The organism is Erysipelothrix sp. P66 (genome assembly GCF_038682365.1).
Lineage (GTDB): Bacteria > Bacillota_I > Bacilli_A > Erysipelotrichales > Erysipelotrichaceae > Erysipelothrix > Erysipelothrix piscisicarius.
On the sequence record NZ_CP152290.1, the window covers coordinates 1479130 to 1495245 of the forward strand.

Here is a 16116-nt window from a genome sequence, read left to right on the forward strand (position 1 = left end):
TTACCCCTCCAATACAAGCTTGTTTGGGTCGCTTAGAACTTTTTTAAGTTCATCTAAAGCATGTTGTGCTTCCACACCGTCGATAATACGGTGATCAAAGGTAAAGGATAGTTTCATAAATGGTGCGATTGCGACAGTCATGTCTTCTGTAACATACGGTTCCATTTCAATTTTCGCGGTTCCTAAAATTCCCACTTCAGGTGCATTGATAATTGGTGTTGAGTAAACACCATCTGATGACATCCCACCAACATTTGTGATTGTGAATGAACCATCACGCATTGCATCCATTGGTAGTTTTCCTTCTTGAGCTAAACGTGCATTTGTTTCAATTTCTTTTGAAATCTCAAAGAGATTTTTTGTATCTGCATTTTTAATATTTGGTACATAAAGTCCTGCGTCGGTATTCGTTGCGACACCGATATTGATTGCATCACGGTAGATGATCTCACCTTTTTCTGCATCAACCATCGCATTGAAGATTGGATATTTCTTCAACATGGTTACGGCTGCTTTCACAAAATATGCCGTATACGTTAAACGTGCACCTTCTGCTTTCGCATAATCTTTATACATATCACGGTGTTCCACCAATTTGGATACATTAATATTGGTAAATACCGTAACACGTGGGATGGATGATGTGGAATGAACCATTGCTTGCATTGTTGCTTTACGCATTGGTGTCATTTTTTCACGACGTAAGCCATCTGTACCCACTGTTTGTACCGGAGCTTTCACAACTTCTTTTGGTGTTGTGACTTGTGGCGTTGCCACTTCACCTGCTTCTCCAGTAAAGTTATCGATGTCTTCCTTTGTAACCGTATTATGTTTTCCAGTTGGCGTTACAAGAGCGATATCGATCCCTTTTTCTCGTGCATATTTTCGAACGGAAGGAATTGCGCGTGCTTTCCCTTGACTTACAACTGGCGCTGGTTTTGATTCCACTTCAGTTTTTTCAACACTTGGTGTTTCTTCTTGTTTCGCATCTTTAGGTAAATCTGAAGCATCCACTTCAATTTCCACAAGCGTAGCACCTACTTTCGCTACGACTCCTGCTTCCACAAGAACTTTCTTAATTGTTCCCTTAACAGGGGATGGCACTTCAATTGTAGTTTTATCATTTTGAACTTCAAAGAGTGGATCATCAGTTTTAATGACATCCCCTTCTTTTACATGCCAAAGTAAAATTTCACTTTCGGTAATTCCTTCACCGAGATCGGGTAAATTAAATTTATAATTCATGAGTTCCTCCTAATATTCCTGTACTAATTTACGTGCTGATGTAACAATATCATGTGCATTGGGTAACCAAATTTGTTCCACTTGTGGTAAAGGATATGTTGTATCGGGCGCTGTTACACGTGATACAGGAGCTACAAGGTCTAAGAAGAAACGTTCACTGATTTCAGACATAACATGACTCGCTACCCCTGCAATACGTTGTGCTTCTTGAACAACCAATACACGTCCTGTTTTTGAAACAGATGCTCCGATTGTTTCCATGTCTAAAGGTGCAATGGTACGTAGGTCAACAACTTCAACGCTAATACCTTCTTCCGCAAGGATATCCGCAGCTTTACGTGCTTCCACCACCATTGCTCCATATGACACAATTGAAATATCAGTTCCTTCACGAACAATATTTGCTTTATCAAGCGGTACTTCATAAATTCCTTCAGGTACTTCTACCTTCTCACCACGATACAATTTCAAGTGTTCAAGAAACAACACTGGGTCATTACTTTTAATGGATGAGATTAAGAGTCCTTTCGCATCATAAGGGTTTGATGGAACTACAACACGCATCCCAGGCATTTGCGCAATCATTCCCTCATAACTATCTGAGTGAATTTCAGGAGTTGCGACACCACCACCGTAAGGACTACGAATCGTAATCGGTGCAAATAATTGACCTTCAGTACGGTAACGCATACGAGCCATTTGGTTAGTAATGGAGTCAATCGCTTCTGTAATAAATCCAAAGAATTGAATTTCAGGTAGCGGTCTAAACCCTTCAACACCTAAGCCAATTGAGAGTCCCAAGATGCCTGATTCCGCAAGCGGTGTATCAAAGACGCGGTCTTCACCAAATTTTGCTTGAAGACCATCGGTAGCACGGAAAACTCCTCCGTTTTTCCCAACATCTTCTCCAAAAATTAAAACCTTTTCATCATGTTCAAGCATTACTTCAAGTCCATCAGTAATCGCTTCTACCATATTTTTAACAGCCATCTTATGCGTTCTCCTTTTCTACATAAAGATCATATTGTTCTTTAATTGAAGGTGGCATCACTTCATACATATTTGCCAAGTATTCTGATATTTTTTGTTTAGGAAGTTTACGTGATGCATCCAATGCATCTTTAACTTCAATTTGTGTTTTCTCAATAATTGCTGCTTCTTGTTCTTCAGACCAAAGTCCTTTTTCGGTTAAGAATTTACGCATACGAATCAGCTGATCTTTTGGTAACCATGATTCTACAAGTTCGTTTTCACGGTAACGACGTGGATCATCACTCAATGTATGAGGTCCATAACGGAATGTAAGGAACTCAAGAAGTACTGGTCCATTTCCCGCAACAGCATATTCACGTGCTGCTTTTGTTGCCGCATAAACTGCGAAGGGATCCATACCATCTACAAAGAGATGCGCAATCCCAACTCCAATTCCTTTTTGAGATAGTGTTGCAGATTTTGTTTGGAAACTACGAGGTACTGAAATACCAAATCCATTATTCTGAGCGATAAAGATTACGGGTGCATCATAGACACCTGCAAAGTTTAATCCCTCATAGAAGTCCCCTTGTGATGTTCCTCCATCACCAATATAAGTCATTGCGACATTTTCTTTTTTGTTTTTCTTTAGACCTAAACCAACCCCTGCAGCTTGAATAATCTGTGCTCCAATAATAACTTGAGGTGGGAATGCTTTGATTGAATGATCATAAGCGAATCCGTCTGTATGACCGTTATACCAGTTCATCGCTTGACGTGTTTCAATTCCATGACGAATCAATGGAGGCACATCACGGTATGTTGGCAATAGCCAGTCTCCCTCTTGTAATGCATATTGGCTAATTAGTTGTGCTGCTTCCTGTCCTTCAGTTGGTGGTAAGTTTCCGATAATGCCTTGACGGCTCAGGATGCTTACACGATTGTTGTATTCACGTCCCCAAACCATCACCTCCATCATTTCTACCATCTGTTCATCAGTTAACTCTGGAAAGTAATCTTTATTGACGATTTTCCCGTTCTCGTCCATAATTTGGAACAACTTAGGCTCCGTATTCGTTTCCTTTAGAATCTTCTTGTAATCTATTACTTTTGTCATATTGTGCCCTTTCTATGTTTTGACATCTTCCCGGTGTCGGGATGATCAAAAATAAATATACAAAGAATGATAGCGCTATCATTTCTTGACTCCATTATAGGGCGATAACGCAGAGCCGACCAATACAACGTTTTTATGCCTATAAATTATTTTTATATTGTTGCAAAATATAATTTATAGGCATAAAAAAAGACTGCTGACATCACGGTCAACAGCCTATATATTTATTTCTTATTCTTGGTCATCTGTGAATTGACTGTTATAAAGATCTGCATAAAATCCACCTTTAGCCATCAAGTCATCATGATTTCCCATTTCAATAATATTCCCATCTTTAACAACAAGAATCTTATCTGCATTTTTAATGGTTGAAAGTCGGTGCGCAATCACAAAACTTGTGCGACCTTTCATCAATTCAGCCATCGCTTCTTGAATCATTGCATCAAGTCGTGTATCAACAGAACTGGTTGCTTCATCAAGAATTAAGATTTTCGGATCACTTAACAGTGCTCGTGCAATCGTAATTAATTGTTTTTCTCCATTTGAGATATTTGAGGACTCTTCATTTAAAACCATGTCATAACCATTTGGTAAGGTTGTGATAAAGTGGTGCACATTGGTTCGTTTCGCTGCATCGATGATTTCTTCATCGGTTGCATCCGGTTTACCGTAGGCAATATTTTCTTTAATTTTTCCACTAAAGAGCCATGTGTCCTGAAGGACCATTCCAAACAGTGAGCGAAGATCATCACGTTTCATATCACGAATGTCGATTCCATCAATTTTAATCGATCCGTCATTCACATCATAGAAACGCATCAGGAGGTTAATAATCGTTGTTTTCCCAGCACCTGTTGGGCCTACAATCGCAACCATTTCTCCTGGCTTAATTTCGACGGATAAATCTTGAATAACGGGTTTTTCACCGTATCCAAAATAGACATTTTCAAACGAAACTGAGCCTTCATAGTCATCTATTTCAACGGGATTTTCAATATCGTAAACATCATCCGGTTCTTCCAAATATTCAAAGACACGATTCATTGCCGCAATTGATGCTTGAATGGTTGGAGCCATTTGCGTAATTTGGGATAAGGGTTGGTTTACTTGCCATATATAACGAATAAAGGCTTGTAAAGCCCCTACAGCCATAGCACCTTCAATAATACGAATAGCACCCATATAAACAGCAAGTGCGATCGCAATATAAGTAATCATTGAAACACTTGGTGTCATTAACCCTGAGAAAAAGTTTGCTTTAAATCCGTTTTCGCACAATTCTTCATTAGCTTTACGGAAATCAGCAGTCGCATTTTCTTGATAGTTATAAAGTTTAATTTCATTAAAACCCGTAAATTTTTCTTGAACTACCGAGAACATGTTTCCTAAAACTTCTTGTTGGCGGGTAAAGAGAACTTGTGATCGTTTCATAATAAAACGCGCAACTAAGATACTTAGTGGAATAATCGCAATCCCAACAAGCGCCATTGTAAAGTCAATGGAAATCATAAGGATTACCGCAAATATAATTCCAAGTACAGCCATGACAACTTGCGCAAAAGATTGCTGGAGGGCACCTGATAAGGCTTCAATATCAGTAGACATACGTGCCATTAAGTCACCTGCTGAGTGCTTATCAAAATAACTTACAGGAAGCCGTTCCATTTTCTTTTTAACTTCCATACGCATGTCATACACAGCAGATTGAATCGCATCTGAAATTAAATATTGTAGGAATAAACGTGATAATGCATTGGTAACATAAATTACAAACAGGATAGTAATGATACGAAGAATCACATCAAATTGAATGTGCGCACCCGCAACATTTAAACTAATATCTTTGACATCACTTGCAAGCTGCGTCGTCACAAATCCTTCAATCATTGGTGCAGCAGCCGTTAAGACAGCTGCAACAATAAGACATAAGACCGCTCCTATAAGTTTTACTTTATAAGGCTTAAGAAAACGCCAGAGTTTTTTATAACTTTTCATACTTTGCCATCTCCTTTTCACTGAATTGAGACTCTGCAATTTGAATATAAATTGGACAATTCTTGATTAATTCTAAATGAGTCCCTTGTCCAACAATTTTTCCTTCATTTAATACAATAATACGGTCTGCATCCACAATCGAACTAATACGTTGTGCGACAACCAACATAATTGCATCTTTTGTTTCTTCTTTTAAGTTCTTTCGAATTAAAGCATCGGTCTTATAATCAAGCGCTGAGAAACTATCGTCAAAGATATAAATCTCAGGTTTACGTACAAGTGCACGCGCAATGCTTAGACGTTGTTTTTGTCCACCAGATACGTTTGATCCACCTTCGCTAATCCATTCATTATATTTATCCGGTTTTTGTTCAATGAAGTCCTTAGCAGACGCAAGTTCTGCACTCTCTTCGACTTCATGATCATCCGCAGATTCTTTCCCATAACGAATGTTTTGAGAAATACTACCGCTAAATAAGAGTGATTTTTGTGGAATAAACCCTACTCTATAACGTAAAGCATAAAGATCCCATTCACGCACATCAACACCATTCACCAAGACACGACCTTTCGTCACATCATAAAAGCGAACAATAAGATTAATCAGCGTGGATTTCCCTGAACCAGTTGAACCGATAAATGCAACCGTTTCACCTTTTTTCGCAGTAAAGTTTAGATTTTCTAAAACATTTGCTTCACCATCAGGATATGCGAAATCAACATGATCAAAGACAATTGACGTTTCCCGAGATCCTTCATGAACTCCGTTTTCAGGGTTTTGGATAATTGGCTCTGTATTTAAAACTTCTTCAATACGACGCGCACTTACAGCAGCACGAGGATACATGATAAATACGACTGAGAATAACAGTAATGAGAATAAAGCATGGAATTGATATTCTAAAAAGGCAACAATTGAACCCACTTCTAGCGTTCCTGCTTCAACCATTCCTGATGCTGTCCACATAATGGTTAGTACTGATAATTCTAATATAAAGAAGAACAGTGGTTCTGCCCGTGACATAACACGGAATAGTTTTTTAGATACATCTGCATAATCTTTATTAATTTTTTGGAAACGCGCTGTTTCGTGTTTATCCTTACGGAATGCACGGATAACACGAACACCGGTAATATTCTCACGAGTAACACGATTTAGTGTATCCATAAGTTTTTGTTGTTTTCGACTTAAGGGTCCGGATAATTTACCAACAATTCCTACTACTATAAGGATAAAAGGAACACTTCCTGCCATAACAAGCGCAAGACGTTGATTGGTACGGTAAATCATGACCGAACTGAATAAAATCATAAACGGTGCATGAAGCCCCATTCGTAATAACATTTGAACAAATAATTGTAATTGGTATACATCATTAGAAACACGTGTAATTAAGGATGATACCCCAATTTCATTATACTCAGAGTGTGAAAATTCTTGAGATTTTTCAAACATATCGTTACGAATATCGCGAGTGATACGTGTAGCAATACGACTCGACGTATAGTTAAGTAAGATTGTCCCCAAACCTCCAAGAATGGCAACTCCAAGGAGCAAGAAACCTTGGCTCTTAATTAAGTCCATATTCTGTGTACCCACACCCTCATTAATCATGGTTCCCATGATTGTTGGAATTCCCAACTCAACAAGCGCAAAGGCCAGAATTGCGACAATATTTAATAGAAATAACATCTTATATTTCTTTAAATATCTAATAATTAATCTCATAGTTTTACCTCCTGTACATTTTTTTGCAACTGAACTATAATAAGGTATAAGGTAACCTTATAGTCAAGGAGAAAACGCATAATGAGCATAAAAAAGGATAAACTTACTACCGGTCAATTCGCAAAAATATGCCATGTACCGAAACATGTTTTATTTTACTACGATGAAATCGATTTATTTAAACCGGAATTCACCGATCAAAATGGCTACCGATACTACGCCTATCATCAGTATTATGCTTTTATTGTCATCACATTCCTTAAAGATTTAGGAATGCCACTCACAGATATCAAAGAATATCTGGATGTTCGTTCCCCCGAGAACCTTACTCATATTCTATCACAAAGAAACCAAAAAATTGATGAACAGATCCAGAGATTAAAACTAAGTCAAAGTTTCATAAAACATACACTGGATTTGATGGATTTAGCTGCAAATTCGAGCGCTAATGTATGTGAAGTCAAAGTACTTAAACCGGAATCACTTATTATCAGTAGACAGACGGTTAGTTCAGATCCACACAGCTTTCTTAAGGCATACGTTAACTTTTGTATTGATAATGGCATCACCTTTACGAATTACGTAGGGTCTATTACGTCTAAACAAGCGATTCTTGAAAAACGATATCGAGAATTGGATTACTTGTATGCAATTTCACTGGGTGATTTAGAGCATGTGGAACTCTACGAAAAACCTGGTGGAACTTACCTAACCTACTATCATCACGGATCTTACGATACCTTATCTATTGGATATGATGCGATGATAACATATGCTGATAAACATAATTTTAAGCTCGATGAAGCTTTCTTTGAGAAACTCCTAATTAATGAGATTACGGTTAAAACCGAAGATGAGTTTATTATTGAACTTTCCGTTCGTATTCTTGAAGATTACAGTGTAGAATAAGAAGTACAAAGGGAGGGATTTCAATGCATCACGAATCTATATTTGATCTCTATCGAGATTATAAGCTTCACATCGCTTTATGTTTCATAATCTTTGTAATTACCTTTATCGTGCATTTTGTTATACCATTTGGAATTTACTACAATTTTATAAGTAAGACGATTTTTGCTTCTTGGTCCATTCCACCATTATTCTTCTTATGTTTTTTATCAATTTTAATTTTGAATATTCGAGTATATCTTACATTCTCGAAAAATAATCGAAGTCACTAAAAAGACGCTATTCTGATAAGCTCCCCTTAAAGTAGACACCCGAAATAAATAAAATCGGGCACTACAAAAAAGGAGGAGCTTTTTCTATGGGGAGAAAGAATAAATATCCAGCCGAAATAAAAGAACAAGCAATTAATGAATATTTGAATGGCATAAAAGGTGCAACAGAAATAGCTGAAGAATTATCTATTGATTCTAGTACATTACGTAGTTGGGTGAAAAAGTATAACGAATTGGGAGATGATGGTCTTCTTGATAAACGTGGCAAGCGAAAACAAGAAGATCAACTTAGTAATGAAGAACGTTTAGAACGTAAAGTAAAACTACTTGAAAGACAACTCGAACTGAAAGAACGCGAGAACATTCTATTAAAAAAAGTGAAGGAAATCGAAAGGCGGCGATATTCTCCAAAGCAAAACAAGAAGTAGTTATTATAAATGGACGCATCGTGTTGAAACACGCAATGAAATTGAAAATCATGAGCTTTGCAATCTCATTCTTGATTATGATGAACTATTTGGACATATCTTAGGCTATCGACGCATGACGGATTGGATCAATGAGTTGAATAGCGTTCAATATAACTCGAAGAGGATTCATAGACTCATGAAGATGCTAGGGGTGAAATCAGTGATTCGTCAAAAGTCTAAAAAATATTCACGAAGCACTCCTGAAATCACAGCTGAAAATATTTTAAATCGAAATTTCTTTGCCGCAAAGCCGAATGAAAAATGGCTGACAGACGTCACAGAATTTAAGATTAAAGGTTCAAGTAAGAAACTATATTTCAGTGCGATTATTGATCTTTATGATTTAAGTGTTGTGGCGTATCACATAAGTAATCGGAACAATAATCAACTTGTGTTTGATACTTATCATAAAGCTATCGCGAGATATCCAGAGGCAAAACCTTTATTTCACAGTGACCGCGGATTCCAATACACAATAAAAAAGATGATTCATCATAAAGTGATAAATCATCTTGGATATTTTATTTATTTCACCTGTCTACTTGACAGGGAGCAGTTCATTCCTAGCGTCTTTTCTTATTTTAACTCTGATTTTAATAAACCATAGCAAAGTACATCGTGATACTTACCATTGCGATAAAGCATTTCCCGCATTCGTCCTTCTTCAACAAACCCCATTTTTTCATAGAGCGCGATAGCGCGTTTATTGAAATCAAACACATGAAGATAAAGACGATTAAGATTAAGCCCTTCAAAGCCCCACTCAATGAGTTGAGCCATGATCAGTTTCCCATAGCCTTTCCCCCAATAATCTTTGTCTCCAATCACAATCGCAAGTTCCGCATGACGATTACGTTGATCAAGATTCATAAATGCACAGGTTCCAATCGGTTTGTCCCCATCACATATTACATAAGTCATCCCATCAACCATAATTTGACTCCATGTTTCAACTTCTTCAAATGACATCGGTCTTAGAAATTGAGACTGGTCAAAAATTGCGACCTCCGGATCATTACGCCATGTGTAATAAGCCGGAATATGTTCTGCTGTAAACTTTTTAAAATTTAGGTTCATTGTTTTTTCCTCGTTCTATTTTACAAATCCAACTGCGGATGCAACGGATATGATTCCCGCCGCAACAATTAATAAGACTGATAAAATGCGAAGTGTGAATTTAAGATATGTGTCATAAGGAACATTCACAAATTCCAAAGTTCCCATCAGTGTTGCACTTGGATAAATCGCCGCCATAAAGTTAATTCCGGCCACAAAGGCACTGATTAAGATTATTTGACCACCCGATTCCCCAATTGCACTTGCCGCAAAGACTGCGGAAGCTACGGCCCCAAGAATTGGCATTGAGATTCCTGCAACACCACTTGTGGATTGAAGGAATACACCAATAAGCACATACGAAGCAATCGCAAATAAACCAAACACCCATGTTGGTACTGCACTTAATGCTCCTGAAATCCAATAGATGAAGGTAATTGACATCCCTTCGCTTGAACTTCCCATAATAATTGCAATCCCACGTGCAATCGCAAGCACAACCACAACACCAAATAAATCTTTCATTCCATCGATAAATACATCTAAGAATTCTGTCTCGGACATTTTATTAATAAATTTAAGTAAGAATGCCCCTAATACAAAGAGGAATGCAAACTCATTAAAGCCCCATGTTCCAAGTCTTGAAACATGACCTGCTCCCAGAATTGATCCCAATACTGGAACTTTCGCAAGAGCCGTAAATGGACTGTTCACTGCATTCGCAACACCAACACCCGCAATTTCTTCCCAAGGGAAGTATCCTAGAATGATGACAACTACGATTAAAATTAATACCAACGCTGACCATTTACGTTGTGTCGTGAATTCAGGTAAAGCTTCATTTTTATCCACAAGTGTATTCACACCTTCACAATTAGCTAATACTGATTTTTCTGGATTCTTTTTAACACGTGATGCATAACGAATCATCAACATCGTCCCCACAACATAAAGGGCTAAAAAGATAATTGAACGTAATACAATTCCTGATCCAATTGTAAGCTCTGGATTTCCAATAGCGGCAACAGCAGCACCTGTGGAAAAAGGATTCACAAGACTGGACATATTACCAATTGTTGCCCCAATAAAGAGAACACCCAAACCCGTCATTACATCATATCCTGCAAGGACAAACATTGGCACAATAACTACTGAGAACGCTGTAATTTCTTCCCAGAAACCAAATGAAGTTCCTAATACAGCAAAAATAAACATCATCACTGCAATTAAGACATTTCCTTCAAAACGCTCTAGAATACGACCAATACCCGCATCCAAAGCACCAACATGATTTAATACATTTAAGAAACCACCGGCACATAAGATCCCAATAGCAACATCACTTGCTGCTTGAAATCCTTGAATTGGAGCCATTAAGACATCCCAAAATCCAAACGGTCTTAGACCCACTCCACGGATAATCTCACCGTGTTCACCAAATGCTGCGTTAAATACAATACTTCCCGCTTCTTTATCAAAAACCGATTGAGGTACAACATAACTCAATATCGCTGTGATAACTAAGGCAAAAAACACGATTGTATAAGACGTAGGCATTTTAAAACGTTTTTTCGTTTCACTCATACTTTATTTTCCCCTACTAACTTCTATTTATTGAATCACAAGATTTAAGAATGCTTGCGCATAAACCGCCATCGCAACTTTCATATCATTGATACTGATGCATTCGTTTGGTTGATGTTCTGTCTTCAAGCCACCCGGTAAAATCGCACCGAAAGCGACGACATTATCCATAGCACGTGCATAGGTTGCACCACCACTTGTCTTCGGCTCGGATTCCATATCACCTGTAACACTTTGGTATGCGCCCATTAAGCTTTGAATAAACTCAGAATCTTTTTCCACATAAATGGATTTTAGATAGTCAAACAACTCCACGACAACAGAATGTTCGTGTGCTGCTTTTTTAAGATTTGTTTCCACTTCTTCTTTTGGATAAGTAACAGGGAAACGAATATCAATTCCAATTTCTTGAATGTTTTCTTTAAAACTTACTTTCCCAACATTAAGCATTAATTTACCTGAAACATCGTCATAAACATCACCAAAGATGAGTTTACCGTTTGGATCTAAGCATTTTTCCACAATAAAATCGATCATTTCACTGCGTTTACCCGCAGTATATAATGCATGGGCTAAATGCGTAATTGCATTTTCACCTTGATCGGCAACTTGTGCATGCATCGCTTTACCCGTAACAGTAATTACATCATCCTTAATTTCATAAGGATAACCCAATTCATCCAAGGCTTTCACTACTTCTGGATCAAATGACGTTGATGCTTCAGCCGGTACTGCATTCAATGCACCCCCACCATTAAAGTGAATGTCGGTAATTTGATGTGTTGTGAGTGTAAACTCAATCAAACCTTTTTCGGCATAAATCAATGGGAAAGATGAATCCGGTGTAAATCCTTGTGATGGAAGTTCTTCCTTCGCAACATAAGCATTCATACAACGCCACAAGGATTCTTCATCCGTACCAAAAATAAAGCGTACACGTTGGTTTAAAGACTTCCCTTCATCCAACAACATTTTTAATGCATACATAGCGGCTAAAGTTGGTCCCTTATCATCAGAAGTCCCACGTCCAAACAACATGCCGTCTTTCTCAACCAATTCAAAAGGATTCGTATTCCATGATGCAAGATTTCCGGCAGGTACAACGTCCATGTGTCCCAACACACCAAACATTTCCTCGCCTTCACCAATTTCCGCATAACCGTAATAGCCTTCTGGGTCGATAAATGTATTAAAGCCCATTTCCTTCGCAATCGCTAACACTTCTTCAAGTGCTTTTTGAATTTCTTGGCCAAATGGTTTTTGACCTTCTTCGTCAAGAACACTTGCAATTGATACAAGGCGTTCCAAATCACGTTTATAATCTTCAAAAACTGATTCTACTTTTGTATTTAAGTCCATAGATCCTCCTCATTCATTTCAAGTAAGCTTGAAACGTTCTCTTATTATTATACCAAAGAGTGCATGGATAAAGTACCCCTCTCGCGGTTCACCCTTGCCCGAACTCGTGATATTCACTCACAAACAATTTAAGATGCGGTATACTTGAAGTAATAACAAGGAGATCCTGATGATACAAAATGAACCCCGTGTTGGCGTTGGTGCCATGATTCTGCAAGAAGGTGAAGTCCTGCTTGTTTTACGAAAAAAAATCCAGAGAAAGATCATTGGAGTTTACCTGGTGGAAAAGTTGAACTCTATGAAACCTTGGAAGATGCGGTAAAACGCGAAATTAAAGAAGAATTAAATCTAGAGATCCAATTGGATCAGCTTTTGTGTGCGACCAATCATATTTTGATTGAAGAAGCCGTGCATTATGTTGCACCAACATATCTTGCGCACATTACCGATGGCAATCCATGTTTAATGGAACCCGACGCATTGGGTGGTATGGGTTGGTTTCCCCTTGATGAATTACCACAGAATCTAACCGTAACGACCGTGAATGCCTTGGACGCATATCTTAAATTTACTAAAAAATGATCGAGTGGGTAACGATTTCATAAACCTATGCTTTATAATATATCTATTATGGGGGGGGAACGATGTTAGAAGTACTATTTGAAGTTGTTATCGGATGTATTGCGATTTTCTACGTCGATGCGAAAGAATGGAGCGATACAAAAAAGCAAGTGGTAGCGATGCTTATCTACTGGATTTTAATTGCCTTTATGATTGCTTCCTTAATTTTCTTTTTTGGATCCTAAAAAGACCCACTGTATCGTGGAGTAGTAAACTAAAAGTAGACAAGTAAAAAAGACTTGTCTACTTTTTTTGTGTAATAATAAAATCAAAGATAAAACGGAGGGATTAATCATGGGAAGACCCAAAGGTGGATTAAATAATAAATGGACTTATGAGAATCGTATTAAAGTCGTTACACGTCATATTGATGAACATATAAGTGCTGCGAAACTATCACAAGTCCTAAAGGAACGATTAATGGTTGGATTGATCGATTCATGCGCGATGGTAAAGAGGGTTTAAAAAACAAGAAAAAGACAGGAAATCATTTTTCTGCGCTTCATACGAGTAAATCATTAACTGAGATCGAACGACTTCAACTCGAAATTCTAAAACGAGATATTGAGATTGCACGATTAAAAAAAGGGTACCAGGTGAAAGGAGTTGGTGTAAACAAGGAGTTCGTTACTTTAAAAGACAAGAATTCCAAATAGCACATGACTTATCTTTTAAACATCCGATTACGTTCATTCTTAGATTTATGAATTTGAACCGATCTGGTTATTACAAGTGGTTAAAGCATAAGAATGATCTCAATATTTATGAACAAAAAAGAGCGATTCTTAGCTTTGTGATTAAAGACTGGCATCGCCGATTTCCAAGTTATGGTTACCATGATATCGCTGCAGTCATGAGAAAGCAAAGTGATTTAGGGATTGAATTTTCAGATAATTTAATCCACAAGTGTTGCAAGTTTTTAAATATTAAATCAAAAGTTAAACACTATTCCTATAAAAAATCTGGAACACAAAGTCGAATTGATCCTAATATTATAAAGAATCAATGGAAGGCAACCAAACCTTTAGAAATTATTGTTTCAGATATGACACATATTCGAAACAAAGGGATTAATTATGAATGGACCTTAATGGTTGATACCTTCAACAATGAAATTATAAGTTCTGCATTATCGCGTACAACTGGTGATCCTAAGCCTTACTACAAGTGTCTCGAGGATCTCCTTGCGCTACTTAAGGATAATAAAAAAAACAGCTCCCACGATTCTTCAAACAGATCAAGGAGCTGTCTACCACTCTAAAGCTTTCGCTAAAGCGCATGAAAATCATAACATAATTAGATCTATGTCGCGAGCTGGAACACCTACAGATAATCCAATTATCGAATCATTAAATGGATGGATTAAAACAGAAATGGCGTGTGATTATCAATACTGGTCCGTAGATAACTTTGAAAGTTTTAGCGAAGAATATGTACATTATTTTAATTTTGAAAGACCTGCTTATTGTTTAAATTACAAAACCCCTATCCAATATAAAATGGATAAGGGTTTCTAGTCTTTTATTAATGTCTACTTATGTTTGACAACTCCACTGTATCGTGGGTCTTTTTCTTGCTTAAGAATTTCGATTATTCCATAAGGATTCTATTCGATTCCAAAGCATATTCCATTTACCAGGAGTACGAAGAGCGCTCTGAACTAGAGTATTAATCCCCTGGATACAATTAGTTGAAATACACCATGAAATTGCAGGTACAATCCATAATGGTATTGCTCTTTTAGATCGACGGTGTGGTTTATCAACACTTGATTGGAATGTTGTGATAGGAATATATTTTTCTAAACTCGTTTCCTCTTCGTTCCATACCTGTGCATTAGTTGGAAATTCAATTACTTCATCTGCTCTAATTTCTGTTGTAAGAACTTGTTCCATGCAAGCAATTGATAGACAAAAAACCAAGATTATAGAAAAAAATCGATTCATGTTTCCTCCTTCAGACTCTATAGTCTTCACTAATATTAAAACACAGAAGAAAGAAATAAATAACTTCCTGTAGTTGTACAACCAAAAAGTGTGGAATACGAGGGATATATGACTAAAAGAAACCTAAATATGTATAGTGTGTAATCTTTTATGAAAATAGCAAAGAACTATTATTAATCAGTCTTTAGTTTTAAAAAACAGTCTTCTAAATGATCATCTACCATGCCCACAGCTTGCATGAGAGCATAAATCGTCGTTGGACCGACAAACTTAAATCCCAGTTTCTTTAAATCTTTACTGATTTGAATTGATAGTGGTGTGGATGCAGGAACTTCTGACATATCATTGTAATGATTGATGATTGGTTTGTAATCAACATAATGCCATAAAAACTTTGCGAGACTGTCATGAATTTCTGTTAGTTTATAGTATGCATGCGCATTGGATATTACTGCCTGAATTTTAAGACGGTGACGGATAATATTCGGATTTAAAACAAGACGTTCTACATCCTCTTCAGTAAAACGGATAAGTCGTGCCGGTTCGAAATTCGCAAAGGCTTCGCGCATCCCCTCACGTTTCGCAATAATCGTGGTCCAACTTAAACCACTTTGCATACCTTCTAAAATCAACATTTCAAATAAATAACGATCATCTTCAGACTTACGACCCCATTCTGTATCGTGATACATCATTTCTAAGGGATTACGATTCGCCCATTCACAACGTTGTTTTTCCATAAAGACTCCTTTTTGTTTTATTATACCGAAGTTAGCTCAAAAGTGTGTTTATTTGATATTAACATCGCGAATATTTGTTAGAAAACAACACATTTCACAAG

At 37.3% G+C, this 16116-nt stretch carries 20 protein-coding genes; 10 read left to right on the forward strand and 10 right to left on the reverse strand.

Annotated features, from left to right (window positions below; genetic code table 11):
- The 5 genes from AAG186_RS07275 to AAG186_RS07295 all read right to left on the reverse strand — a co-directional run bounded on the left by AAG186_RS07275 (position 1) and on the right by AAG186_RS07295 (position 7058).
- Complete coding sequence (locus tag AAG186_RS07275; RefSeq protein WP_342621521.1) at positions 1-1245, reverse strand: dihydrolipoamide acetyltransferase family protein; 1245 nt, start codon at positions 1243-1245, stop codon at positions 1-3.
- 9 nt (positions 1246-1254) lie between these two features.
- Complete coding sequence (locus tag AAG186_RS07280) at positions 1255-2235, reverse strand: alpha-ketoacid dehydrogenase subunit beta (protein ID WP_342621522.1); 981 nt, start codon at positions 2233-2235, stop codon at positions 1255-1257.
- A 1-nt stretch (position 2236) separates the two neighbouring features.
- On the reverse strand, positions 2237-3334 hold the full coding sequence (pdhA, locus tag AAG186_RS07285) for a pyruvate dehydrogenase (acetyl-transferring) E1 component subunit alpha (RefSeq protein WP_323611621.1): 1098 nt from the start codon (positions 3332-3334) through the stop codon (positions 2237-2239).
- Between the two features lie 231 nt (positions 3335-3565).
- Positions 3566-5329 carry an ABC transporter ATP-binding protein gene (locus AAG186_RS07290; RefSeq protein ID WP_342621523.1) on the reverse strand — a complete coding sequence of 588 codons (1764 nt, stop codon included), beginning with the start codon at positions 5327-5329 and terminating at the stop codon, positions 3566-3568.
- Positions 5316-7058, reverse strand: a complete 1743-nt coding sequence (locus AAG186_RS07295; RefSeq protein ID WP_342621524.1) for an ABC transporter ATP-binding protein — start codon at positions 7056-7058, stop codon at positions 5316-5318. The genes AAG186_RS07290 and AAG186_RS07295 overlap by 14 nt, the downstream gene beginning before the upstream one ends.
- A gap of 81 nt (positions 7059-7139) precedes the next feature.
- On the opposite strand from AAG186_RS07295, the gene AAG186_RS07300 reads away from it, so the two are divergent.
- The 3 genes from AAG186_RS07300 (at position 7140) to AAG186_RS07310 (ending at position 9316) form a co-directional block, all read left to right on the forward strand.
- On the forward strand, positions 7140-7967 hold the full coding sequence (locus AAG186_RS07300; RefSeq protein ID WP_331836687.1) for a MerR family transcriptional regulator: 828 nt from the start codon (positions 7140-7142) through the stop codon (positions 7965-7967).
- Positions 7968-8325: 358 nt separating this feature from the next.
- Entirely contained in the window at positions 8326-8667 is a 342-nt protein-coding gene (locus AAG186_RS07305) for a helix-turn-helix domain-containing protein (RefSeq protein ID WP_342621525.1), read from the forward strand.
- A 97-nt stretch (positions 8668-8764) separates the two neighbouring features.
- Entirely contained in the window at positions 8765-9316 is a 552-nt protein-coding gene (locus tag AAG186_RS07310; RefSeq protein WP_342622104.1) for a DDE-type integrase/transposase/recombinase, read from the forward strand.
- On the opposite strand, the gene AAG186_RS07315 is transcribed toward AAG186_RS07310, so the two are convergent.
- From AAG186_RS07315 to AAG186_RS07325, 3 genes are read right to left on the reverse strand one after another with little or no spacing between them, the layout of a single operon-like run.
- Positions 9286-9786, reverse strand: coding sequence for a GNAT family protein (locus AAG186_RS07315; RefSeq protein ID WP_003774723.1), 501 nt, complete (start codon positions 9784-9786; stop codon positions 9286-9288). The two genes, AAG186_RS07310 and AAG186_RS07315, sit on opposite strands and share 31 nt — an antisense overlap.
- Before the next feature lie 15 nt (positions 9787-9801).
- Complete coding sequence (locus AAG186_RS07320; RefSeq protein ID WP_342621526.1) at positions 9802-11349, reverse strand: YfcC family protein; 1548 nt, start codon at positions 11347-11349, stop codon at positions 9802-9804.
- Positions 11350-11376: 27 nt separating this feature from the next.
- The gene (locus AAG186_RS07325; protein ID WP_331836682.1) at positions 11377-12708 is read right to left on the reverse strand and encodes a Sapep family Mn(2+)-dependent dipeptidase; all 1332 of its coding nucleotides are present in this window, start codon (positions 12706-12708) and stop codon (positions 11377-11379) included.
- Positions 12709-12877: 169 nt separating this feature from the next.
- Between AAG186_RS07325 and AAG186_RS07330 the strand changes: the two genes are divergently transcribed.
- The 7 genes from AAG186_RS07330 to AAG186_RS07360 all read left to right on the forward strand — a co-directional run bounded on the left by AAG186_RS07330 (position 12878) and on the right by AAG186_RS07360 (position 14846).
- The gene (locus tag AAG186_RS07330; protein ID WP_331836681.1) at positions 12878-13030 is read left to right on the forward strand and encodes a hypothetical protein; all 153 of its coding nucleotides are present in this window, start codon (positions 12878-12880) and stop codon (positions 13028-13030) included.
- Positions 13015-13290, forward strand: coding sequence for a hypothetical protein (locus tag AAG186_RS07335; RefSeq protein WP_331836680.1), 276 nt, complete (start codon positions 13015-13017; stop codon positions 13288-13290). Before AAG186_RS07330 ends, AAG186_RS07335 begins: the two co-directional genes overlap by 16 nt.
- A 62-nt stretch (positions 13291-13352) precedes the next feature.
- Positions 13353-13514 carry an amino acid permease gene (locus AAG186_RS07340; protein ID WP_200548872.1) on the forward strand — a complete coding sequence of 54 codons (162 nt, stop codon included), beginning with the start codon at positions 13353-13355 and terminating at the stop codon, positions 13512-13514.
- Between the two features lie 67 nt (positions 13515-13581).
- Positions 13582-13794, forward strand: coding sequence for a spermidine/putrescine ABC transporter (locus tag AAG186_RS07345; RefSeq protein ID WP_342621527.1), 213 nt, complete (start codon positions 13582-13584; stop codon positions 13792-13794).
- Complete coding sequence (locus AAG186_RS07350; RefSeq protein ID WP_125164248.1) at positions 13770-13985, forward strand: ArsR family transcriptional regulator; 216 nt, start codon at positions 13770-13772, stop codon at positions 13983-13985. The genes AAG186_RS07345 and AAG186_RS07350 overlap by 25 nt, the downstream gene beginning before the upstream one ends.
- A 47-nt stretch (positions 13986-14032) precedes the next feature.
- The gene (locus tag AAG186_RS07355) at positions 14033-14590 is read left to right on the forward strand and encodes a hypothetical protein (protein ID WP_342621528.1); all 558 of its coding nucleotides are present in this window, start codon (positions 14033-14035) and stop codon (positions 14588-14590) included.
- Between the two features lie 43 nt (positions 14591-14633).
- Positions 14634-14846: an integrase core domain-containing protein gene (locus AAG186_RS07360; protein ID WP_342621529.1), complete on the forward strand. Its 213-nt coding sequence runs from the start codon at positions 14634-14636 to the stop codon at positions 14844-14846.
- Positions 14847-14906: 60 nt separating this feature from the next.
- Here AAG186_RS07360 and AAG186_RS07365 read toward each other — a convergent pair whose 3' ends face one another.
- Positions 14907-15275 carry a hypothetical protein gene (locus AAG186_RS07365; protein ID WP_003774709.1) on the reverse strand — a complete coding sequence of 123 codons (369 nt, stop codon included), beginning with the start codon at positions 15273-15275 and terminating at the stop codon, positions 14907-14909.
- Positions 15276-15448: 173 nt separating this feature from the next.
- Positions 15449-16015: a DNA-3-methyladenine glycosylase I gene (locus tag AAG186_RS07370; protein WP_342621530.1), complete on the reverse strand. Its 567-nt coding sequence runs from the start codon at positions 16013-16015 to the stop codon at positions 15449-15451.
- Positions 16016-16116 lie beyond the last annotated feature (101 nt).